Annotated in this window: 18 protein-coding genes; 4 read left to right on the top strand and 14 right to left on the bottom strand. The window is 46.1% G+C overall.

Translation table 11 applies throughout. The features are described 5' to 3' along the window. Positions 1-14: 14 nt before the first annotated feature. The 8 genes from B9N89_RS06350 to B9N89_RS06315 form a co-directional block, all read right to left on the bottom strand. Positions 15-1616 carry an ATP-binding protein gene (locus B9N89_RS06350; RefSeq protein WP_165931695.1) on the bottom strand — a complete coding sequence of 534 codons (1602 nt, stop codon included), beginning with the start codon at positions 1614-1616 and terminating at the stop codon, positions 15-17. A gap of 89 nt (positions 1617-1705) precedes the next feature. Beyond that, the gene (locus B9N89_RS06345) at positions 1706-4885 is read right to left on the bottom strand and encodes a CheR family methyltransferase (protein ID WP_132316995.1); all 3180 of its coding nucleotides are present in this window, start codon (positions 4883-4885) and stop codon (positions 1706-1708) included. An 87-nt stretch (positions 4886-4972) separates the two neighbouring features. Further along, positions 4973-6181 (bottom strand): 7TM-DISM domain-containing protein, encoded by a 1209-nt coding sequence (locus tag B9N89_RS06340; RefSeq protein ID WP_132316997.1) that lies wholly within the window; start codon positions 6179-6181, stop codon positions 4973-4975. A gap of 164 nt (positions 6182-6345) precedes the next feature. Continuing rightward, positions 6346-6699, bottom strand: coding sequence for a hypothetical protein (locus tag B9N89_RS06335; RefSeq protein ID WP_132316999.1), 354 nt, complete (start codon positions 6697-6699; stop codon positions 6346-6348). Between the two features lie 228 nt (positions 6700-6927). Continuing rightward, a complete protein-coding gene (locus B9N89_RS06330) occupies positions 6928-8031 on the bottom strand; it encodes a PQQ-dependent sugar dehydrogenase (RefSeq protein WP_159455185.1) in 1104 nt (367 codons plus the stop codon). A gap of 85 nt (positions 8032-8116) precedes the next feature. Then, positions 8117-8650, bottom strand: a complete 534-nt coding sequence (locus tag B9N89_RS06325; protein WP_132317003.1) for a hypothetical protein — start codon at positions 8648-8650, stop codon at positions 8117-8119. Between the two features lie 69 nt (positions 8651-8719). Then, entirely contained in the window at positions 8720-9292 is a 573-nt protein-coding gene (locus tag B9N89_RS06320) for a hypothetical protein (protein WP_132317005.1), read from the bottom strand. A gap of 30 nt (positions 9293-9322) precedes the next feature. Then, positions 9323-10261, bottom strand: coding sequence for an alpha/beta fold hydrolase (locus B9N89_RS06315; protein ID WP_132317007.1), 939 nt, complete (start codon positions 10259-10261; stop codon positions 9323-9325). 11 nt (positions 10262-10272) lie between these two features. Here B9N89_RS06315 and B9N89_RS06310 point away from each other — a divergent pair, with 11 nt between their 5' ends. The 3 genes from B9N89_RS06310 (at position 10273) to B9N89_RS06300 (ending at position 16991) form a co-directional block, all read left to right on the top strand. After that, positions 10273-11346 carry a tetratricopeptide repeat protein gene (locus B9N89_RS06310; protein ID WP_159455184.1) on the top strand — a complete coding sequence of 358 codons (1074 nt, stop codon included), beginning with the start codon at positions 10273-10275 and terminating at the stop codon, positions 11344-11346. A 298-nt stretch (positions 11347-11644) separates the two neighbouring features. After that, positions 11645-14827 carry a TonB-dependent receptor gene (locus B9N89_RS06305; RefSeq protein WP_132317011.1) on the top strand — a complete coding sequence of 1061 codons (3183 nt, stop codon included), beginning with the start codon at positions 11645-11647 and terminating at the stop codon, positions 14825-14827. Between the two features lie 160 nt (positions 14828-14987). Further along, the gene (locus tag B9N89_RS06300) at positions 14988-16991 is read left to right on the top strand and encodes a sensor histidine kinase (protein ID WP_132317013.1); all 2004 of its coding nucleotides are present in this window, start codon (positions 14988-14990) and stop codon (positions 16989-16991) included. Positions 16992-16997: 6 nt separating this feature from the next. On the opposite strand, the gene B9N89_RS06295 is transcribed toward B9N89_RS06300, so the two are convergent. Continuing rightward, positions 16998-18599 (bottom strand): chemotaxis protein CheA, encoded by a 1602-nt coding sequence (locus tag B9N89_RS06295; RefSeq protein WP_132317015.1) that lies wholly within the window; start codon positions 18597-18599, stop codon positions 16998-17000. A 150-nt stretch (positions 18600-18749) separates the two neighbouring features. Here B9N89_RS06295 and B9N89_RS06290 point away from each other — a divergent pair, with 150 nt between their 5' ends. After that, positions 18750-19466 (top strand): response regulator, encoded by a 717-nt coding sequence (locus tag B9N89_RS06290; protein ID WP_159455183.1) that lies wholly within the window; start codon positions 18750-18752, stop codon positions 19464-19466. Between the two features lie 21 nt (positions 19467-19487). Here B9N89_RS06290 and B9N89_RS06285 read toward each other — a convergent pair whose 3' ends face one another. Genes B9N89_RS06285 through B9N89_RS06265 form a run of 5 tightly spaced genes read right to left on the bottom strand, consistent with a single transcriptional unit; the run spans position 19488 to position 22949 of the window. Beyond that, entirely contained in the window at positions 19488-20045 is a 558-nt protein-coding gene (locus B9N89_RS06285) for a hypothetical protein (RefSeq protein WP_132317019.1), read from the bottom strand. Beyond that, complete coding sequence (locus B9N89_RS06280; protein ID WP_132317021.1) at positions 20042-20422, bottom strand: response regulator; 381 nt, start codon at positions 20420-20422, stop codon at positions 20042-20044. The genes B9N89_RS06285 and B9N89_RS06280 overlap by 4 nt, the downstream gene beginning before the upstream one ends. 14 nt (positions 20423-20436) lie before the next feature. After that, complete coding sequence (locus B9N89_RS06275) at positions 20437-21954, bottom strand: PAS domain-containing sensor histidine kinase (RefSeq protein ID WP_132317023.1); 1518 nt, start codon at positions 21952-21954, stop codon at positions 20437-20439. Continuing rightward, positions 21951-22565, bottom strand: a complete 615-nt coding sequence (locus tag B9N89_RS06270) for a chemotaxis protein CheX (RefSeq protein WP_132317025.1) — start codon at positions 22563-22565, stop codon at positions 21951-21953. The genes B9N89_RS06275 and B9N89_RS06270 overlap by 4 nt, the downstream gene beginning before the upstream one ends. A gap of 9 nt (positions 22566-22574) precedes the next feature. Continuing rightward, positions 22575-22949, bottom strand: a complete 375-nt coding sequence (locus tag B9N89_RS06265) for a response regulator (RefSeq protein ID WP_132317027.1) — start codon at positions 22947-22949, stop codon at positions 22575-22577. Positions 22950-22951 lie beyond the last annotated feature (2 nt).

Below are 22951 nucleotides of genomic sequence, written 5' to 3'. Positions count from 1 at the left end.
TCGGAGCCAAGGCTTTAACTAGCCTTCTTGCTAATTGTTAGACACGTAAACTGTCTAAGAATCTCTTCTTTATCAATAGGCTTTACCAGCTTTTCATCAAAGCCGATCTTGATCAAGGACTCTCTCTCGTTTCCGTATATATCGGCGGTTAAGGCTATAACGGTTGATGGTTCGCGACGCTCCTCTTCCTCGATCTGCCTCATGTGCACCACCGCTTCGTTACCATCCATTTCGGGCATCTGTAAATCAAGAAATACAAAGTCGTAGTTTTGGCTCTTAAACTTATCAACAGCGATACGTCCGTTTTCAGCATAGTCGACTGAAAAGTCCGTTTTCTTAAATATTGCCTTAGCTAGAAAGGTATTGTCTGGTGAGTCATCGACAAATAGTATTTTGGCATTCTGCCGCATGGTTTCTTGCAGAGCGTTCTGCATTGCCAGTGGCTGGCTATCATTGAGCTTCTCACCTATGGCAGCATCTTCGACTACCGGTAGGATCACCTGAAAGCAAAAATTCGAACCACTTTTTTCTTGGCTGTTATCCTCAACCCAGATACGCCCTCCCATAACCTCAATGACCTGTTTCGATATAGCTAAACCTAAGCCTGTGCCACCATACTTTCTTGTTGTCGACTGATCGACCTGAGAAAACTCTGAAAAAATTTCAGCCTTCTTACTATCAGGAATACCAATTCCCGTATCTGAAACAGTAAAAAGTACTTTATCCTTACCAAGCTCTTTCAGTCTGATTGCAACAAAGCCTTGTTTGGTGAATTTTAAGGCATTGCCAACTAGATTGATCAGAACTTGCTTCAGACGGAGGCTATCTCCATAGCGATACTGGTAGACACCATGAAGAATATCGTTTTTAACTTCAATCAGTCCCTGAGATTTTGCCTTGAAAAGGTTAGTAACTTCACTAACCACCTTATGCAGATCAAACTTCACGATATCAAGCTGAAGCTGCCGCGCTTCAAGCTTTGAAAAATCAAGAATATCGTTGATCAAGCTGAGGAGATTTTCTCCTGCGTTCAAAATTACATCGAGATTTCTGAGCTGATGAGGATCTTTGATCTCCTCTTTCATGATTTTGGAAATTCCCAATATTGCATTCATGGGCGTACGGATCTCATGGCTCATTTTAGACAAGAAGTCAGTTCTATGCTGTAGGGCTGCATTCAGATCATGATTGAGAGCCTTCAGTTGCTCATGTTCCTGGTTGAGCGCACTTTTAAGCATGCGACGAGTTCTGAGTTCCCTTTGCTTTTGGGATTGCAACAAGACCCCAGTCGTTTCAATAATAAGATGAAGCAGGTTCCTGTCGGATTCTGATAGCTCATCTTCAATAACAATCGCAACATAGCCAACCGCGCTTCCGAAGGCCTTCATTTCGATTTTTTCGGGAGTCCCAGCGCCCACGGTCGATACAAGGCGAGTTGCCTGGTTGCTTTCTTCCAGGAAATAGATCGCAGCCTGCATCAGATTCAATTCGGACTCCAAGTAGCTGTGCGATAAGCGTGCGATTTTCTCTAAGTCACTGACATGAATAGCCCGACGCCAGAACTGATTGATCTTGAGCAAATTATTGAGTTGATACTCTTCACGGCATATAGTCATGCTTAAACCTATTCTCTCCGACATACTCTACACAAGTATCGGCCGATTGTTCATCGGAAAATATGATATTCGGGTGAACTTTGATGAATTTAGTTTAGTTTAGGTAGTTGCAAATAGGCAGTAGTACCTACATTTTCTTCCGACTCAAGCCAAATTTTCCCTCCTAAGCGATCGGCGAAGCGCCTAGAGAAACTCAAGCCAACTCCCAATCCAACGGAAGATTCCCCCGGGTCTCCTAACTGTCTAAACATTTTGAAAGCTCCCTCAAGATCTCTAGCCGGTATGCCTTGACCATTGTCTCGTACATAGATTGTCGTCATAGCATCGCCTTCCGAATCGATTACCCCCAATTCAATTACTTTTTTTGATGAGTGATTGTACACCACACCGTTCATGATCAAGGCCTCCAAGATATAAGATATCGCGCTGTGATCAGTGAAAGCGTGGGGAAGATCGTCGTCGAAGAAGAATGTGCAGCCTGCAGACTTAAATCTCCTTGTCAGGTCCCCTATTAGTGCAGTCAAATCAACATCTTCCAGCTTCATTTCCATCTGACTGATATTAGAAAACTTGCTAAAACAGTCAACAATACGCCCCAAAGTTTCACCATCCTGGTGTAACGCGAGCCAGCTTTCATTAGACTTTATCTTAGGAAAATCATCGATCAGTTTGTTTAGGTGCAAGCTAAAACCTTGTAAAAGCCCTTTCAAATCAGTTGATGAAAAGTATGCGAAATCAACAAAGTCCTGATGAGATCGGATAAATCGATGTTCAGAGCTATCAAGCTTTTCTTCCATAGACTTGACTTCATTGATGTCGAGAAAGGTAATCACCGCCCCTCCTATGGATCGATTCACCATATAGGGAATAACCTTCATCACGTACCAGTTTTCATTGTAGATTCTTGCTGGTAGGGTTCGCTCAACCCCGCCCCCCATCACCCCATGAATCACATCAATTAAGTTCTCGTGATTAAACTTATATACGAAGCTCTCGATACTCCTGCCGATGTCATGGTTTAGGATGCCAAAGTTTTTTGAGATAGCGGGCGTGATACGCCGAATATTTAAGTTTTTATCAATAAAGATCGTGCCAATATTCGCACTTTGGAGAAGGTTATCAATGTCATCTTCAAGGGTAGTCAGTTCTTCGATTTTCTTTTGAAACTCTGAGTTCACCGTGTAGAGTTCTTCATTGACGCTATGCAGCTCTTCGTTGGTGGATTGCAGCTCTTCGTTAGAGGCTAGCAACTCTTCATTGGTGGCTTGCAGCTCTTCATTGGTCGTTTCTGATTCCTCTAAGGCTGTATTCAGCTCCTCCTTGCTAATACGAAGTTGAAGCTCCAGATCTTTAATGATGTGCTTGGATGTGTCGCTGACGTCGTAATTTTTCGTCTGCTTGACATGTTCGACGCCATCTTCAAAATGAATTAGATACAGTCCGATAGTTAGAGTATCCGGCTCAAAAATAGGAGTGATGATCAAATTGATAGGATGAGGTATCTGCGAATGTTTGATGTTTTCAAAGCGAACAGGAGTCGCCTCCTTCTCGGCCCGAAACAAACCGGATAGTAGGATAGAACGCAGCTCATCATCAATAAGCTGACCAATGTTATTGGACATTCGACCTGATTGAAAACTGAGGTAGTTCTTAGCATTGCCAAGCAGGTGCAATACCTCTTCATCTGCATTCAAGACGATACAATCATGGAGAAGGTGCTCCAATATGCGATCGTAGCTACTACTGGTTATGGAATTCACTTTCAGGCGATTTCCAGGCCGAGCTTGAACAGGCTTGATTTTGGAATTTGGAGAGGCTTTCATAGCGCTAAGGGGAAAACGCGAATCATTAGTCTTGCGAAACATACGAAATGATGAGCTTTCCGTTGCAAAATCCCGGCTGAAGTTACCTAACCCTTCGCTCGGCCCAAGGAATAGATAACCATTCTTCTTTAGGGCAAAGTGGAAGGAAGAAATCACCCGTTCCTGAACACTTTGCTTTAAATAGATCAGCAGATTCCGACAAACTACGAGATCCACTTTGGTAAATGGAGGATCAGTCAGTACATTTTGTGCTGCGAAGACAACCATATTACGCAGCTCTGCAGAAACGTAATATTGATTATCTCGCTTCTTAAAGAACTGCTCCACATGGTGGGGTGCAATTTCGACTATCTGTGATTCGTTATATACTCCCTGATTGGCATAGGCAAGGGCCTCGCGATTGATATCACTACCGAAAATCTTGATATCATAGGCCTGCTTTATTTTCTCTGAATACTCTTTGAATAAAATCGCTATGGAATAAACCTCTTCTCCAGAGGCACAACCTGCGACCCAAATCCGAATCTCGCGAGTTTCAGAGTTTCGATGAAAGATGTTGGGAATGACTTCTTTAGCTAGAAATTCAAATGCTGTTTGATCGCGAAAGAACGACGTCACGCGAATCAGCAAATCTTGACAGAGTCGCTCCTTCTCCTGCTCATCTGACTTGAGCCGCGCAACATAATCTTCTAAAGAGTTTAGAAGGAGCGCTTTAAGTCTCCTCTCAATCCGGCGGTATATAGTTTTCTCTTTATACTCACTAAAATCAATCTTTTTATAGTTATAGATGATAGTAAAGATCTGTGCGTATAGATCATCCGAGGAATCACTACCGGACTTTTCATGGTGTTTTTCCTGAACAGAGGGGTTTGCCACATATTGGCCAATATATTTGGGGATATCAGCAGCGACTAGCACCTTATTTACAGCATTGGTCGACAAAGCGCTTTTAGGCATCCCATCAAACTTAGCTTCCTCTGGATCTTGTACAATCACAAGCCCACAGTGCTCCGAGATTTCTAACACCCCGCGGGAGCCATCGCTGCCAGTTCCTGAAAGGATCACGGCAATCCCGTGGCTTTGGGCATCCTCTGCCAAGGATTTGAAGAAGATATCAATGGGAAGATTGAGGTTATGATCTCGCGTCTGCTGGGTCAGAAATAGAAAACCGCGATTGATCGTCATATTTACTTTGGGCGGGATCAAGTAAACCGTATTCCGCTCCACAGCCATCTCGTTCTCAGCTACGACAATTTTCATATTGGTAAGTTTTGCGAGCAGTTGATCCATCAAACTTTTAAAATCAGGAGAAAGATGCTGGATCACGATAAATGCTAATCCGGTGTCTTCGGGTAAATGGCTAAAGAAACTTTGCAATGCCTCAAGGCCTCCGGCAGAGGCACCCACTCCAACAATAAAGTCAGGTTTATTTTGTATGCTATTCACAATTTACCTCAGCTGTGAAAGGATCGGGACTTCGGTACTTCATTGAATATAGTACCTTTATGCGATCACTTCTAGCTCGGATTTTCGCTAACGCAACTTGGGTTTTAGATGCTTCCAAGCCGGTTCTTGTTGAATTTGCAGGGGGCGACGATGTTTGATAATGAGATAGCTAAAGAATATAGAAATGTGACATAGCCCTACCCAGAATATCACTAAGCTAGGCATCGAACTTTGGATGATCCAGAAAACTCCTGATATTCCAAGGATGACTAATCCAGGCACCCAAGATAAAACGAAGGCAATGCCTAATGGCTCCCGTCGCCATGCTGATAATAAGCTCTGCCACAATATGAGAACTCCCCAAAGTGCGCTGTTGGCATAGTAAACTAATATGAGCCACGGCTTTCCTCCAGTACTGGCACTGATAATAATAAAGGCTGAGCTTACTAAAAGAATCCACTTTAAGATTACTGGCCCTAGAGACGATCGTAGGCCTATGACATGACTCATAGCAAAAAATAACGCGACCTGAGATAAGACTCCACTTATCAGGTAGCCGTAGGTCAATAGCCATTGGCCATCATAGGCAGGCCAGTGCCATGACACCAGCCCAGACGCCACTAGCTGATTGCTAAAAAATAGGACGATAAAAGTACCATATAAAAAAAGAACCATCTTTTTTAAAGGGTGTAGCAGAGCGTGAATCATTCCTGCGTAAAGCCAAACAACTAGGGTTAAGGGTATGAGCAAGCCCAACCCATACCACCAACGCCACAGATAGCGAGAACGATCCCACTCAAGGTGGAGCGGTAGACTCAGAACTCCTGATGATTGCATGCGCACCAGCACCTGATTCATACCTTTTTTTAGCCCCCAAGACAGCACTGGATAACGGTACGGTAGTGTTTGAGAATCTTGAGACAATGCTGCGCCTTGTCCAGAACTCGTAGCGAGGACTTTTCCACCTTGGACTACGAAAAATGCAACCGAACTGCTTTGAGCGAAGCGGAATTCCAAAAACGCAGTCTGTAGCGCTCCACTATCATTGACAAGCTGAATCAAAGCCCATTCCGTCTTATCTCTTGTGGCTAGTCGTCGATCCATATTTTCATAATATTGGCCCTCGCCAAAGTGAAATTTCGTGAGCGCTTCTTGAGGGCTTAGATCGCTCGTCTGATCTTCAAGAAGAATCAGGTACGACTCTAAATTCTTGCTTTGCTGGCCCTTGATCACGACAGGGCTTGCATTCATGAAATGTGACGCAACTAAGACCAATACAGCCACCACCCTATTCATCGCCACATCTCCATCAAGAACAAATTTCAGGTTCAATGTCTCTTAACATGGATCTATAGCAAGGGGCAAAATGGATTTACCAGTACAACGTCTTCTATGGGCTGGAGCGAAGTTTTTTAGTAGTTTTAGAAATGTCTAAGAGCCCGAACGGGCTCTGACTAAGTTCAAGGAGTAGGTTCTACAGGCTCTGGAATTTCAAACTGTTGCGCAAGCCACTCCGAAAGAATCATTCCGCCTTCACTTTCACCAAAAGTTGGATTCCCTAAAGGCATCCGGCCGGTAGAGATTGCATTATAGGCAAGCTCTGCATTGGCGATTACATCTTCTTGGCTTGCAAGGGATATGCCCGCAGCGGGGAATGCTGCGTTGTGACAGCCAGTGCAGTTGGTCTCAAGAACTGGCAAAACATCCAGCTCGTAATCGATCTCAATTTCAGCTGGAACTCCTGTATCTTCCGCTAATACAGGCATGGAGCCAAACACCAGCATGGACACTGCCATCCATCGACAAAGGGTCATAATTAATGTCTCCCAAAGTTAGAGCTACCGAAGATCGCAGACTCTCAAAGGAGCGTCTGCCCTACAGCGTAGCAAGTATGTAGTCTTCAATTACTTTGGGTTGTTTACTTTAAAAAAAGAAAAAATGCTAAGAAAAATACTGCAAAGTTAAAACGAAGAGCCTATCGGTTAGCCGATAACAATTGGCTGTATCCACACCACTCGTCGGCTTGAAGACAAGTTAAACAACTACTTCACCGGTAGGAGTCGCAGGATCTGCCCCGAGTCCACAGCAATATAAAGTAGGTCATCAGGCCCCTGCTTTATGTTTCGAATGCGCTCACCCCAATCATCCAGGAGCCGTTCCTCTTTGACGACAGCTCCTTTGCCATTGAGCACTAGACGATTGATATGAGTCAGCTTCATCGCTCCCGAGAAGATATTGCCATTCCACTTAGGATAGGCTTTCCCCTGGTAAATCTCTAGGCCCGATGGGGCAATGGAGGGTGTGTAGTGATGTACGGGTTGAGCCAGCCCCTTCTGCTTGCTTGGTCCGATGGACGGTCCCCAATACTCTTTGCCGTAAGTTATCTTGGGCCAGCCGTAGTTCACACCTTTTTTGATCAGATTGATCTCGTCACCACCTCTGGGACCGTGCTCTTGCTCCCACAAAGCGCCAGTTTTAGGGTGAATCGCAAGACCCTGAGGATTTCGATGCCCCCAGGACCAAATCTCGGGCCGTGCTCCTTTTTTCCCAACAAAGGGGTTATCTTTGGGAACTTTCCCATCACGATGGAGCCGGATCACCTTCCCTGAGTGATTATCGAGGCTCTGGGCTCGGTCCCGCTCCCCCCGATCGCCAACTGTAATATAAATGTAGCCTTGTCTATCGAACGCAATACGAGAGCCAAAGTGGATGTTGCGACTGCCCTTCGGTTCCGCGGTGAATATGGATTTCACATTCTTCAATTGATACTTACTGAGAATTGCTGAAGACAAACGAGTGGTATTGCCACCTTGGTAGGCGATACTATAGGTAAAATAGATGGTTTGATTGTTTTTGAAATCGGGGTCGAGGGCCACATCTAGCAATCCGCCTTGGCTTTCAGCATAAACCTTCGGTACTCCCTTTATGGGGGTTTTCTTGGCCCCTTCAACCCAGTACAAGGTTCCAGAGCGACTTGTAACAAGGATATTTTTACTATCAATGAATGCCATTCCCCAAGGAACCCCTAGGCCATCGGCTACCTTTTCAAGGCCGATCGTCATGCTTTCAGACTTAAAGGTTTTAACGTAAGTTTTGCCATACGACAAGGAGCTCAGCATAAGGGAATACAGGGCTAACCGAATCATAACCAGTATCTCCATAGTGACAAAGACAGCTTAGCTTGCAAGGGAAGGTTTTGGCAAGACAGCCTGATAAAACGGTGGCACCTGGCTACAAGGCTTGGGTGGAAAGAGGCTCGCGGACACAGTCCCCCTCACCCGCCATAGCCTTTTCGAGACGATAGGGCGAAAGGACATCTTGGCCCTGGCAAACAATCATCAAAAAGTCTGGAAGCCTTTCATCCTGCAAGCGCAGCTCCCGATAGAATTGATTGCCTAGCTTAGGACGAATTTTCATATGTTTCAGCACCATTTCAGGGAAGCTTTTGGTCGGCTTGCCTTGGGCATCCAGCCAAGTTGTATAAATGGTCCCGTGTATTCCTGAGACCAAGTGAAGGAATAGACGATCCCCTTCTTGAAGGGTTTCTAAATCTGATCGGTGAAAGACATCCTTCCCTCGAATCACGTAGGATGCAAGCATATAAGGCCGTCCTTCAACAGGTGGAGGCTCTTCGGCTTGGCGAAGTAGAAAGCTCCCCGCATACCCGGCCCCAAAGGCCATCACGGCTAAAACGATCGCTATGCTGGCGAGTATGCTTCGCCAACGGGAAGGTTGCTGCTTGGCGTGTTGCTGACTTTCGGTCAATGGAGGCCCTTTCCGATCCGATTCACACTACTCTGGAGATAAGCACAGGATGGGTCTGCTGGCAAGATTTCAGAAATACAACATTCCACCTACGGTTGCGGTTACAAACTGCCCGGTAATGTCAATTTCATCTTGATTGGGCAAAACTACAGGCTCCATATCCTCCCAAACCGACTCGCCTCGCACCTGGGCGGTGATCGCAACGTTGCTGATGATACCTAGCTTAACCCCGATCGATAACACTCCCGCGGGACGAATACTCTGCTCCTTGAGGCCCATCTCACTAACATCAACATCTGTGACGACCCAAGCCAGTCCGGGAGTCAACTGGATAAAGCCGATCCCTACTGGCAAAAACAACCAGTCCCAAAGGAGTCTGTTATAGTGACCAGATAAGCCGTCTTTCAATCCGTAGTTGGCATAGGTGATATCCCAGCCGAGTCCTACTGCACCTAATTTAATTTTTGCGCCACCAAAGAGCCTCAAACGATAGGCGTCCCCTGGGGAAAAGTAGGATGTGAGTTCGTTTTGGGGGAAGGACTGCCCATATTCAAACTGGACTAGGCCTGTAGCCTCTGTCTTCCCATGAGCCAAAGGCGAAGTCGCTAATGCAGTCGTAAGAATTACGGCGCTAAGTCTCATATAAACTCCTCTATTCAGACCACACACCTATCAACTGGCAAAGCCAAGATGCTTTTGCGTCACAGATTCCTGTGATGGCTTTCCCTCTAAAAAGCGCTTAAAACACCTGAAAAATTTGAGCGGCTCAGTGAACAGCAGGCCATGACCGCTTTTCTTGAAGACGGTGACCATTGCATCATCGGCCATCGCTAGGCTGCCATGGGGATGAAAAAACTCGGACCTCTGCCCTACAAAGAATTCCATAGGAATCGGAGAGCCGTTAATAATGGGGCGAAAATCAAAGCCCTGGGTTAAGGCATAAACCAAGTCAACGGTGACAGACCAATGGGGTGCAAGACTTCTACAGTAGGCCAGAATATGCTTGCGATCGAGTCGATGGAAGATTTGCTTGGCCTGCCTCTGGGGCAAGAGGTTCACAACAAGCTGATGGAATAAGACTGTGTATGAGTCAAGAAAATATCGCGGCAATTCATCAAAGCCTTGGGACCGATCATATCCGTCTCTGAATAAAGTATCGCAGTCAGCTCTGAACTCATCGACCGCATCGACCAACTTGTGGTTTAATCCATAACCCCAGGATTCGGTGTGATCAGACTTGGGTGAAAAATCAATGTTCAGATAGCGCACCACTTTGTCGAAACCAAAGGCTTGGAGGTAGCTGAGAGAGGCAGCAGAACCCAGGGAGTAGCCCCCAAGAATCACATGATCGCATGCAATGTGATTGATCAGATGCTTGATGTCCTGGGCTGCAACATCCATCACATCCCGACCTTCAAAGTGCACCGATTTTGATCGGCCGTGCCCCCTCATATCGATGAGAAGGAAACGAAAGCGATGAGTCAGCGGTGTGATATAGGGTAACCATTGCCGACTATCCAACGAAAAGCCGTGAATCAGAACGCAAGGCTGCCCCTGCCCAATATCGCGATAGAACAGCCGTTGATGATCAAATGAGGCAAAGCGAGGCATAGATATTTTCCGTGCAAAGGATTTCTAACTCCATTATAGGCCAACTAAGCCAGATTCGCAGCTACTCAATTGATCCGAACTTGCCCATTGACAAGGGACGGTCTATGATTTGCCTCAAGTCCGGCAAAATATCACGAATCAATCAAGAGTGGGCCTATAGAATGAAGTCGCTTTTTGCTGCATTTTTTTCCTTATATTGTAGTGCATTGGTGTCTTGTGCCAGCCTGAAGCAAGACCCATTGCCCAAGGGCGTCCTGAAGCCACAAAATCAAGAATTAGCAGACAAGCTGGAGCTGCTTGAAAACGGAGCTTCTCATGTATCTCTCGATCACAGCGATAGCCAGGGACTCAATAAGTACTGGTATCGCTATGCCGAAGGGATGCAGCTTATGAATTTGGGCCTCGAAAGCGATGCTGATGCGTCTTGGCAAGCGTTAATCGAAGAACTCAACACACCTCCATCGCAGCCTAAAACGGCTGCTGAATTCAGACTCCTCGCGAAGGCTCTGCGAAAGGTAGGCGCTCTTAAAAGAAAGCAAAAAGACTATTGGCAAGCTCTTGGCTACCACACCATGGCGCTTAATTATTTGCTAGAGCATGGCTCACCAGCAGAGGCTCATCAAGCTTTGATCAGCATGGAGATTGACATGCACTATCTCAGCCACCCCCTTGCTGCGATCAATCTATTAAAGAAAAGCGTCCAGTTTGCCAAACTGATCGATGATCAGAAACTTCGGGCCGAAGCCTTGGGCATCACCTTTAACAACCTGGCTAGCACCTACCAGGATTTAGGTCGCTTTGCTGACGCAGAATCGGCCATACTACAGAGCTGGGTCGCATGGAAACGCCTTGCAGCTTTGATTCCAGCCAAGAGCGATAGGCTAGTCCGCGCCTACCTTGGTGTAAGCGACGTATACTTCAACTGGGCGCGAGAGCTTAAAGCCCGGCAGTCATCGTACCAGGAGCAGGTGGCCCTAGGTCTTGATGCTGTAGCAAAAGGTAAGAGTCTAAGCAAGCTGCAGGGGCCAGGGGAAAACATCGACGCATCGTTCGAAACTATCGAGAAGGGGCTTTTGGCTTTATAAGGCCTGTTGATGTTTTTTGAACCGAATGAAAGCGGATCACGAAGCTACTTAGTCATAGCTACTTGAGAGTAGCAACCTGTAGTAGAAGCTGTAGCGCTCGTGAGGGATGTGAGCTGTCATCCCAAAGACCGTGTTAAATCTGTAAAAGCTACGAACCAAAAACCAAAATTCCGACTCTTTTAATAAAATTTTAATAAAGGCTAGATTTACTCGTACAGAATTTCCTAAGATTACGCTAAGAGAAGTCGTCTCTGCTAAAGCAGAGCCATGTCATCGTAAATTTTTAGGGATAGGTAGCATGTTAGCGTTCTTAAGCGCTGGTCAAAGATCAGCAAGGTTGAGACTCCTGAAGATTCTGGTTCCCCTCGCATTTTTACTTGGCGTCTCGGACGCATTTGCACAGGTCACGAATGCTCGGTTCCGAGGAACAGTCATTGACGCCTCTGGTTCGCCAGTAGCAGGGGCTCAGGTCACCATGTCACATGACAAGGGTCTGGTTAAAAAAACCACAGAAACCAACGCATCGGGGGTATTCGTTTTCACCGGTTTGAAAGTCGGTGGCCCATACACTCTCACCACAGTAAGCTCTGGTGCAGAACCTATCAAAAACGAGGGTATCTCCCTAGCAGCAGGCAACAACCCGCCGTTTGAGGTCGCTATTGGCGGTGGCAGCGGAGAGGTGGAAACCATTACTGTGACTGGAGGGCGTGTAGCTCCGAAGATGAGTGGTAATGTTTACGATGCTGGTGATATTGAAACCGCACCCACTGCTCAAGGGGACCTAAAGGATGTCATTCGCTTTGCACCGGATGTCTACCTTGAAGGCGATCGCCTTTACTTGGGTGGTGCTAATAACCGCTTCAACTCAGTAACCATCGATGGTATCCGTCAGGACGATGACTTCGGCCTCAATAATAACGGCTACCCTTCGCTCCGATCGCCCATTCCATTGGGAGCCGCGGAAGAGATTGCTGTCAACCGCTCGCCATTCGATGTCCGTTACGGCAACTTCATTGGTGGTAACATCAACGTCGTTACCAAGTCTGGCTCCAATGACTTAGAAGCTGGCATCAACGTTGTTCATACTAATGATCGATGGCAAGGACAGAAAACAAAGGATACGGACGTATCTTCAGAATTCGAAGAAAATCGAGTTGGTATCCATGTCGGTGGTCCGATCATCGAAGATAAGCTCTTCTACTTCTTTGCAGCAGAAGCCCTAACCCAAACGTCACCGAACTACAACGGCGTCGCTGGATCTGGCGCAAGCAACGAGGCTAGCGACATCTCAGCAGCGGATGTTGCCCGAGTCCAGGATATTTCTAGCCGCATTTACGGATTTAACGCTGGTAAGGTAAGCCAGTCCAACAAGGCAGAAGACCTTAAGTTCCTCGTTAAGTTCGACTATGAAATCAATGACAGCCACCGGTTGGAAGCGAAATACCAGTCTGTTGACGGCACCTCTGTTGAAGATGGAACTGCCAGATCAAACTATCTTCCTCTTACATCAAACTGGTATGAGAATAAGCAGTCTCTAAGCACCGTATCCCTTCGTCTATTTTCAGACTGGGACCACGCACTATCGACCAAGGTAGAACTCAGTACAAAAACGACCAAGTCTAATCCAACCCCTCTTGAAGGTGATGGCTTCGCACAGATGACTGTGGCCCTTGAGGACGGTGGCCCTGAAATTGTTCTCGGTCCGGACCCCTTCCGACAAGCCAACGAGTTGGAAACCAACACGCTTCACTTTGGTACAGAGGCGAACTACCTACTGGGCTCTCACCTGATTACTGGTGGTATCGACCTTGACACTGTTGATGTCTACAATCTTTTCGGGCCGTTTTCTTCCGGTACCGCAGAATTTGACACAATCGACGACTTCGAAGCCCAAGAGCCAAGTAATCTTTACTATCAAAATGCTCTGAGCAACAACGTGGACGATGTTGCTGCTGACTGGGGATACAATGTCACCACAATCTACCTCCAGGACGAGTACCAAATCACGCCGCAGTTGACCGCCCGTTTTGGTTTACGAACCGAGCTATACAGCAGCAAGGGTGACATCAACTATAATGCTAACTTTGAACAGCGATATGGCTTTGACAACCGCGCCGACCTCGATGGTAAGCAACTATTTCTACCCAGAGCTGGTTTATCCTATCAGGCAGCTAAGAGACTTACCTTTACTGGTGGTTTAGGTATTTATGCTGGTGGAACCCCCAACGTCTGGCTCTCAAACAACTACTCAAACGACGGCGTAAATATTGACGACGTCTCTGCTAGTAGCGCTTCTGGCTTTGACGGCCGAACGATTCCAGACGACCTCAAAAACCAACTTACGGCCGGTGACGGAAACGTGGATGCCCTCGACCCCGACTTCGAGCTACCTCGAAACCTAAAGTTCGCTCTTGGTGCAAAATATGGCTTCGATTTAGACATGCTTGGTGACTTCGGCGAGAACTGGTTCCTTGAGTCGAGTTATACCTACGATCAGGTGCAACAAGCCCTTCTTTGGAAAGATCTTCGCCGAGACAACTCCCAATTTGATAACAATACCGCCAACGCAGTTGCTCCCGATGGACGACAGATTTACGATACGGACTTAGACACAGAGAGCGGGACGGACTTCAACACTCGCCGCGGCTATGACTTGCTTTTGACCAACACGGACAAAGGCTTTAGCCACAACCTGAACCTAACCCTTAGCAAGACATTTATGTCTGGCTTTAGCTTCAGCGGTTCTTACAACTGGCAGCGATCAGAAGATGTGAATCCTGGCAATAGCTCTCGCTCCGTATCGAACTATGGGCAGGTGGCTATTGGTACCAACCCTAACGATCCCGGTTTGGCAACATCAAACTATGAGCGACAGCATCGCTTTGTATTCCGTTTTGGTTATGAGCAAAATTTCCTAATGGACCTCATGACCAGCGTTAACCTTTTCTTTGAACGACGATCAGGGCAGCCCTTTAGCTATACGTTCGGTGGCGATCGGGATCGTCTAGGTGCTCTATTCGGCGAAGAGCGTGAGTTTGCACGACGTGAAAGAATGCTATTCTACGTGCCGAAGGGTGATGGCAGCGATGTCATTCTCGATGGAATCGATGAAGCTGCATTTAATGCCTACCTAGCACGAACAGGCTTGGATGAGTATCGTGGAGAAATCGCGCCGAGAAACGCCTTTAAAGGCGACTGGGTAGACAACATCGACCTTAAGATTTCTCAAGAACTCCCCGGTTACGGTGATGGCAAGGCTGGAATCGCGCTAAACATCCAGAACCTACCCAACTTCTTGAACAATAAGTGGGGCCAGCAGAAGAACCCCAACTTCCCGTTCACAGTTCCTGTTGTTGACGTTGCTTACGACACAGCCTCTGGGCGCTACATCTATAGCGACCTTGACGAAAATGGTAACGATAACATTGAGGAGATTCGATCAATCTGGAGAATGCAGCTTACTGCTTTCTACCGCTTCTAAGAATGGCTGATCAATCCATCCCGCACCTCTGCGGGATGGATTTCCACCCACATAAATTCAATCAGAAAAACTTACCTCCCCACTCTCTTAGCTCCGGCGGCCGCGAGACCGAATAAGTCTTCAGGACCATTGCGTTTAGTTACCATCAAGCAGGTAAGATATGCCTTCTGGTCGAAAAAGCATTTCGAGTCGCATCAATCGTCGCGTATTGAGCACGATCGCTATAGGCACCTGCATCCTATCGATCGCCTTGGGAGTGAAGCAATACCTTGACTCAATGGCCTTCCTAGAGGCCAAATCGGATGCATCTCTTCACCTTTCAACCAAATCTCTCGCTGAACCGATTTGGAACTTTAGCCAAGAAGTTATCATCGATTTTTCCCAATCAATCGTCCTTGATCCTGATGTTCATAGCATCGAGATCGTTAGCGCCGAAGGAGACCTCGTTTATCGATCCAATAACCTAGCAACTGGCAACCCACTCGAAACTCTTTGCAGATCTTCAGAGTATTTCTGTAAATCTCGGGAGATTTATCGTGATCAGGAGTTTATAGCTCTAATAACCGTGGCTTTCGACTTATCCCATATGCGCAAGCGGGTGATCGAAACAACGCTATTTGCACTTATTATGGGTCTATTGGCAACTCTGGTGGTTGCCCTGGTAACATCACGCTACCTGAGCAACATTATAAAAACGCCCTTGGAGACTCTGAGCCATGGAGCGAAGCGTCTTTCAGAAGGTGATCTTAACCATAACTTCATTGTGGAGTCTCAAGACGAGTTAGGAAGCCTTGCCGAAAGCTTCATGCTCATGCGTGACTCCATTCGGACGAAGATTATGGATCTTGTCGCTATCAATGATATTAGCCTTAGAATTGCGCGGCTCAGCCACGAAGCTGATGTTCACAGCTTATTGCTCAACTCTTTCAAACAGAAACTCCGTGCAGAACATATCATTTTTATCGAAAGCAACGACCGTGGAATGATCACTGTACCGAACCTCGTAAGCTTCTGGCAAAGCCAGAAACAAGATATTCTAACCCATGGTCAGAAAGCGATCGCCCGTGCCTCGATCGACGTGGCCCCCTATATGGAAGGCCAAAACATATTTGTCCCTCTGGTAAACTTTGATAAGACGTGCTTCGGTTTGATCGTCGCCCACTTGGATCATCAGAAAGCCGTCACCAGTATCGACCAGAATTACCTAGAAACTCTAGCTGGTGCCGCTGTATCGAGACTCGAAAATCTTAGAATCTTGAGGCTCATCGAGTATGAGGTTATCAAGAAAACAGAACAGCTTACAGCGAATCAAAGAGAGTTGGTTGAGGCCTCAAGAAAAGCTGGAATGGCTGAAGTGGCTATCGGCTTTCTTCATAATATCGGTAATATTATGACATCTCTTTTTGTAAGCTGTTCGGAGGCTCTCGATCAGGCTCACAGGGACTTTTATCCCAACCGAGCGAAAAACTTTGTCGCTCTTGTACGCGAGAAGGTACCTGAATTGGAAGTCTATCTTCAAGCGGAAGGCCGCGAAGTTTTAAACTTCTGGAATCTTCTGAACTCTGAAGAGGAGCACAATAAAGAAGAACGGATTACCAACCTAGAACGCATTCGGCGAGGGCTTCAAAATGTCGATGAGATTGTGAAGCTACAGCTTAATTATGCTAAGATTCCCGATCTTGAAGAGGTAATGACTCTCCAGTCGATCATCGATAAAGTTCTCGATCTTTGCTACTTAGAAATTCAAAAAAACAAAGTGAAGATTCATGTCGATATTGCAGATAAGACGACTCTAACATCGGTCCAAAGCAAAGTGTCCCAGATTCTCGTAAACCTTCTCCTTAATGCCATCCAAGCCTTTCCCCCCGACGCTCAATCGCGCCAGGTATGGATTCAAGCTTTGGCCTCGGAGACGGAGACTGAAATCAGCTTTTCCATAAGGGACAATGGATGCGGTATCTCTCCTGAAAACCAAGTGAAGATATTTAACTTTGGCTTTACCACGAAAAATACAGGCAATGGCTTGGGGCTCCATAGTAGCTCGCTCATGGCTTATGAACTTGGTGGGGTTCTGGTGGTAGAAAGTCCTGGAGTTGGCAAAGGTGCCACCTTCTCTTTGACTCTGCCGAAGACCCCAGGGCAAATCAATGATCAGAGTGCTTAAAGTGACTCAGAAATAAATCACATTCTGCCCCTTTGAAAAGCTTAACCGAATGCGAGATCCCTTGCCAGCTTGGGATTCAATTGCAATAGAGCCACCAAGGGAGCTGACCGTTTGCTTCACCATGTCCATACCCACGCCTCGCCCGGATACCTGACTGACCGATTGGGAGGTACTGAACCCAGGGCTAAAGATAATATTGGCTTTTTCCTCGTCACTCATTGACTCCAAGGTTGTCGAATCGTACAAGCCTTTTTTCTCAGCAATTTCACAAACTCGTTTCAGATTTACCCCCTGACCATCATCCTCAATCGTCACAATCACATCAGCCTCGGTTTTCTCTACAACGATTGTCAGGCTGCCAACCTCGCTCTTGCCAAGCTTCAATCGTTCATCAGGAGATTCCAAACCATGATCTAAGCTATTTCTTATCAGGTGAACCATGGTATTGCTCAAAACCGATGCAATCGTACTATCGATCCGAAGGGATTCTCCACGCAAATCAAGATTAACAGACTTTCCCAAGGTTTTAGACAGGTCACGAACAATGCGAGGGAACGGCCGGAACACTGATTTTACAGGCACACAACGAACCTCTTCAAGCTTCTCAATGAGGCCCTCTTCTAAATCCCGTAGCTCTTTGTTGATGAATTGAATGCTATGGATTTTCCGCTCAAAGTTTTTCGGGCTAAGTTGATCGATCAGATGCCCCATCTTTTTCTGATTCTCTGTAATGACAGCTACGTAGTAACTTAATTGACTTAGAGAATCCACAGGGACTTTGATGGACTTGACTCCCGGATGCTGGGGTTCACGACTCGCTCCGCCCTTGTTTGAGTTTGCATCAGCTTGTGCAGAAATATCAAGATCAGTAATCCACTGAGACACATCAAAATCTCGATTTTCGGATTCCGAGCTTATTGCCTCAATAAGGATCTTGATCCGGTCAAAGCCTAGCAGTAGGACATCGCCCAATTGCGAAGATACTGGAATTTCGCCCGACTCCACGCGACTCAGAAGGTCTTCATAACGATGTACAAATATCTCAAAATCCTTCCAAGCGACAACCGAAGACGAACCCTTTATCGTGTGAACGATCCGAAATAGGTTTGCCAGAGCTTCCTTGTCGGACACATTGCTTTCTAAATCTAATATCACCGACTCAGCCTCTTCAAGAAGCTCCCCAGATTCCTCAATAAAGGCCTCGCGTATCTCTTGATCAATCTCAAGGTCCTCGCGGCGGTTATACTTCTTTATGGAGTTAGTTAGATCTTGTACATCATAGTCCGAGATGACCCGACAGATTCTAAGACTGATAATTTTGTCCATCTCTTCAAAGTGAACCATTTCATCTAAGCGTACCACAGTTGGTATATCCCAGCCTTGATCCAATAAATATTGCCTCACCACATAGGCATCTTCCCCCCCTACATGTTGGTCAATCAAGATCAAAGCTGCGAACAAGTGTTTCTTAGAGAGAAAGTCATAGAGACCCTGACTCGCTTCAAAGTCAGCGAACCTAAAGCCACAGGACGTCACTACTTGATCAAGGATCTGCCGTGAAGCTGCTTCGACTCCAAGGGCACAAACCCAGTATTTATTCTCTGCCATATGCTGCTCATGAACGATTGATGTCAAGGCTATTGTAGAAAATCTTTCACGATATCGCTACAATGTCCTATAATAGTTCCTTGATGCATAAATTTCCAAGGCAATGATGCTAGCTTATGGGGAAGCGTCCGTACTCATAGGGAGGCTCGCTTGAGTTCAACTGTTCTGGTTCTCGACGATGAACACCTTATTCGTAGAATCGTATCTGAAGAGCTAGAGGATGCTGGCTTTCACGTTATCAGTGCTGGTTCTGGTCAGGAAGCGCTCAACCTTATGGCAAATCATGAAATTGATATTGTGGTTTCGGATGTAAAAATGCCGAACATGTCGGGGATCGAACTCCTAGATCGCATCCAGGAAACCATGGATAACCCACCCCCAGTGATTCTCGTCACAGCCTTCTCTGAAAATACAGTTCAAGAAGCCTTAGTTAAAGGAGCACAGGCTGTGTTTCCCAAACCAATCGACTATGAAGCACTTATCGAAACTGTAAAATCAAAGCTAACTCCCATAGCGAGTCGGTGGGGAGTCGAAAATAAGATTGATTCCCCGGTGCTTAGCCTCGCAGAGAACTTTAGTTCAGCAGAATCCGCCCAAGGACGGCTACGCCTAGGAACCGGAGGCTTCTTTTTAGCTGATCCCAAGGAAATGCCACGGCCTGGCGATGTAGTCGCTTTCACCTTTACGTTTGATGAATTAAAGCCCCTCAATGGCCAAGCCCAAGTACTATGGACCCGAAAACAAAGCGAGGGTGATTTACCTCCAGGATTTGGAGCAGAACTTACCTTCCTTGAAGATCCCGATATCGATAAGATCATCGATGACTACAAAGCATTAAACAGCAAGAGCTACGTGCCCAATGCTTAGTTAAAAAATCATTGCAAATTCTTAGGCTGCTATTCTAAATGCTTGCATTGGTAACATAATCGTTACCGTACCACTAAGATCTCGCCGACGATTAACAAACTTTGAACTTAGAAGTAAATAGCTAGCACTATCAAGGATTTGCTTCTGTAGAGCCTCTTGCAATCGGTGAGGAATCCCGCCCATAACATTATCATGAAGCTCTGGTGCTAGTTCTTGGATGCAGGTGTTGATGATAATATTACTTAGTTCACAAAGAACGTCAGTTTTGTAGTCATCAGATACATTATCTTCTTGGCAGATATCTGCCACCAGATGATCAGCTTCTTGATCAGAAAAGAGAAGTGCTGCCATACCGAGAACCTCTGTCCCCCCACTCAGTTCGATTCCATAGGCCTCGACATAAGGTTTCAAAAGGCTTTGGCTGGATTGGGGGCCAAATGATACGACAGATGAATCTTCAATAGAGAAGCTGGTCTCCTCTTGAAACATTTGACTCAGATTTTGAGTTGCCTGATCTAGCCCCTGATCAAACATACGCTTGATACGAACTTCCCAATCATTTGGAACGACTTGAATCATGATGCCTGCTCTTGAAGTTCGTCTTTGCCTAAGGTGGCTTCCAACTTTTCGATGGAAAGGGGCTTTTGGATCAACCTCACCCCCTCGGGAAGGGTTTGAGACTTTGTAGCAAAAGCCGAAGTCGCCGTGAGTAGTATTACTTTGGCAAGATCCACATGATCTTTCAGCTCATCTAGCAGCTGCAAGCCATTCATTTCCGGCATATTGAAATCTAAAAAGATCAGGTCAAAGATTTTGCCTTCGTCTCGAATCAACCGAATCGCATCGCTTGGCAAATAGGCTAGTGTAACATCGACTCCAGAGTGAAAATTTTGAATCATCTCACCTTCCCGCTTACAGGAAAACTTACTATCATCAATAAGTAGAACTGATTTCAATGGGTATCTCCTATTTAAGCAACCTTATCGCGAGTTTGTCTTAACGGAAGTATGATTACAAAACGCGTGTTCCCAGATTTCGAGTCATAAAAAAAATGACCATGGTGGTCTTCTATGAGCCCCTTCGAGATGCTAAGTCCTAGCCCTGTGCCATGCCCGGCAGGCTTGGTTGTGAAAAATGGTTGGAATAGCTTCTCGATGTTATCTTCAGGAATCCCAGACCCTGAATCCTCGACGCTGACCATGACTTTTTCATCACTCGCACGAACACACACCCGGATCCAACGATCATCGAGATCATTCACCGCATCTTTAGCATTATTCAAGAGGTTGAGAAGTACCTGAGAAATTTGTATTTGCCGACACTCAACCACGAGGTTGTCAGGAACGTCGGTGACTTCCAAGGTGATTCCAACCATTTTAAAGCTTTCAGCACATAGCGCGAGGGTATCATCAACTATTTGCTTTAGGCTAGCTGGCATAAAGTCATCTTTATCACCGCTACGAGAAAAGGCTTTAAGGCCTTTAATAATCTTAGTGATTCTAGTGGTAGTTTGGTCGATTTCAGAGATGATGTTAAATAGGTCCGAATCCTCTGGTATCCCCTGCTTCTTGAGGGTCTTATTGAGTCGATAGGCAAGCCCGTGTATGATCGCCACTGGGTTATTGATCTCGTGTGCCACCCCCCCGGCCATCTCTCCCAGGGCTGACAGCTTTGATGCTGCTGCGAGCTGTGCTTTTTGGGCCACAACCTGTTCCTCGGCCCTACGTCTTTCCGTAATATCCTTAGCTATCGCAACAAATCTGGTATCCTCGTTATCCTTACGGTTGATATGGGAGCCCGATAGGATCACCGTTAGTTGGCTACCAGATTTAGTCCTCATTGTAACTTCAAGGTCTTTCAACGGCTTCTCCATATCCGCAGATATGAAGTCATGAGCTGATTGATCACCACTCTCACAGAGTAGCATATCCAGTGGCTTGCCAACCATCTCATCCGCCTGATAGCCTAGAACCTGAGTCGCAACCTTATTGACCTCACAAATAATATGATCTGCGTCCAGAATAATCATAACTTCTTGAATCGACTCGATCACTTTACCTATATAATCTTTGGTTCTAGCAAGGTACTTTTCCCTTTCCGCACCTGCACTTTGGTCGGTAATTTCAAGAAAACAATATCGCTCGCCTTCAAACTTTTGAGGTCTGGCGACAATCCTCTGCGTCATGGGGGATTTCTTGCTTACCTTGCGATAGAGGGGAAGGTGATGGGGATTAAAGGACTGAGACAGTAGGGTGCTCTTGCCCTGAACAAGAGATTCCCTCACCGCTTTGAGGACCTTGCTCTTGTCTTCAAGGTTGAATATTTCGCCCAATTTTCGGCCCAAGGCTTCCTCGCTCGCAACACCAGAGTGCTTAGCAAGCCAGTCATTCCACACAAGAACTTCTTCTTTACTGTTAAGAATGATAATACCGTAGTCTGCTGAGTAAACCGCAGTTTCCAGTAAAGGCCTTGGAATCTTGTTCCTCATGCACTGATTTTCCTATAGTAATTTTCCAGGCATTCTAAAAGATTATGTATTTTATCAGTATCAAGGATAAAGCTTAGATAACCTTGCAATTTACCCGTCGCCACTTGAAATCCCATCTTCAGAAAGACCACTTGTTTTCCTTCGTCGAGCTTTCCTTCGAGGGTAAGAACATCTTTTGTAGTTCCTGAAAGAAGTTCTGGTAGTTCTGTTTCAATCTCCGCTTCAAATAGCCCACCAAGAGACGATAGACAGCCGTTGAGTACAATATTACCCACTTCGCAGAGAGCATCGTACTCTAACTCTGAAAGCTGCTCGGAGGGAGTATCGGAACCCATAATCAAGCGCACGAGATCGAGGCTAGCCTCTTCTGAATAGAGCATCATTGCTGTTCCTTCGAAAGGCCCCGAGTAGGTTTGAATGACAGCGGAGAGGCTGCTGCCTTCCATCGCTGAGATATCATTGACCAAGGTTTTGAGCTGACAAATTTGAACCTCAGGAACAGTTAGCTCAACCTCACAACCAGCAAGCTCACCGATTGAAGCAGAAGCCTTACCCACTCCCAAGTTAAATGTTTCTTTAAGAAGCTCTTCCTGCCATTCTGTTAGTTTCATGGGACACTCCTAAGATGCTTTTCGACTCTGCTCTTCGCAAATCTGATTCATCTTCTCTTGACTCAAAGGTTTCTCAACATATCGAGCACCTCGTTCTGTGACTTTGGCTTCCAGGATCTTTTGAAGATTCGCAGTACAAATAACAATTTTGTTGATATCCACGGAGTCGCAGATCGACTCCAACACCTCAAGACCAGTCATTTCCTTCATGTTAAAGTCAATGATGGCAAGATCAATATTGTTGCCATGTTTCTTTGCTAATTCGATTCCCTCGCTAGGGCTCGTGCTGCTGATGAGTTCGCAGTCGGGAAATATCTTATGAACATACTTTTTAACCTGCATTAAGGCTACCTTTGAATCATCAATGGCCAGTATCATACGCATAG

The organism is Pseudobacteriovorax antillogorgiicola (assembly GCF_900177345.1).
Classification (GTDB): domain Bacteria; phylum Bdellovibrionota_B; class Oligoflexia; order Oligoflexales; family Oligoflexaceae; genus Pseudobacteriovorax; species Pseudobacteriovorax antillogorgiicola.
The sequence above is the reverse complement of the archived record's forward strand: the minus strand, read 5'-3'. Positions and strand labels throughout refer to the sequence as shown.

Bases quoted from the DNA above. Each gene is read 5' to 3' on its own strand.
- B9N89_RS06305 (WP_132317011.1), top strand. From the start codon at position 11,645: ATGTTAGCGTTCTTAAGCGCTGGTCAAAGATCAGCAAGGTTGAGACTC.
- B9N89_RS06300 (WP_132317013.1), top strand. From the start codon at position 14,988: ATGCCTTCTGGTCGAAAAAGCATTTCGAGTCGCATCAATCGTCGCGTA.
- B9N89_RS06335 (WP_132316999.1), bottom strand. From the start codon at position 6,699: ATGACCCTTTGTCGATGGATGGCAGTGTCCATGCTGGTGTTTGGCTCC.
- B9N89_RS06285 (WP_132317019.1), bottom strand. From the start codon at position 20,045: ATGATTCAAGTCGTTCCAAATGATTGGGAAGTTCGTATCAAGCGTATG.
- B9N89_RS06270 (WP_132317025.1), bottom strand. From the start codon at position 22,565: ATGAAACTAACAGAATGGCAGGAAGAGCTTCTTAAAGAAACATTTAAC.
- B9N89_RS06265 (WP_132317027.1), bottom strand. From the start codon at position 22,949: ATGCGTATGATACTGGCCATTGATGATTCAAAGGTAGCCTTAATGCAG.
- B9N89_RS06320 (WP_132317005.1), bottom strand. From the start codon at position 9,292: ATGAGACTTAGCGCCGTAATTCTTACGACTGCATTAGCGACTTCGCCT.
- B9N89_RS06340 (WP_132316997.1), bottom strand. From the start codon at position 6,181: ATGAATAGGGTGGTGGCTGTATTGGTCTTAGTTGCGTCACATTTCATG.
- B9N89_RS06275 (WP_132317023.1), bottom strand. From the start codon at position 21,954: ATGAGGAACAAGATTCCAAGGCCTTTACTGGAAACTGCGGTTTACTCA.
- B9N89_RS06315 (WP_132317007.1), bottom strand. From the start codon at position 10,261: ATGCCTCGCTTTGCCTCATTTGATCATCAACGGCTGTTCTATCGCGAT.
- B9N89_RS06295 (WP_132317015.1), bottom strand. From the start codon at position 18,599: ATGGCAGAGAATAAATACTGGGTTTGTGCCCTTGGAGTCGAAGCAGCT.
- B9N89_RS06330 (WP_159455185.1), bottom strand. From the start codon at position 8,031: ATGATTCGGTTAGCCCTGTATTCCCTTATGCTGAGCTCCTTGTCGTAT.
- B9N89_RS06350 (WP_165931695.1), bottom strand. From the start codon at position 1,616: ATGACTATATGCCGTGAAGAGTATCAACTCAATAATTTGCTCAAGATC.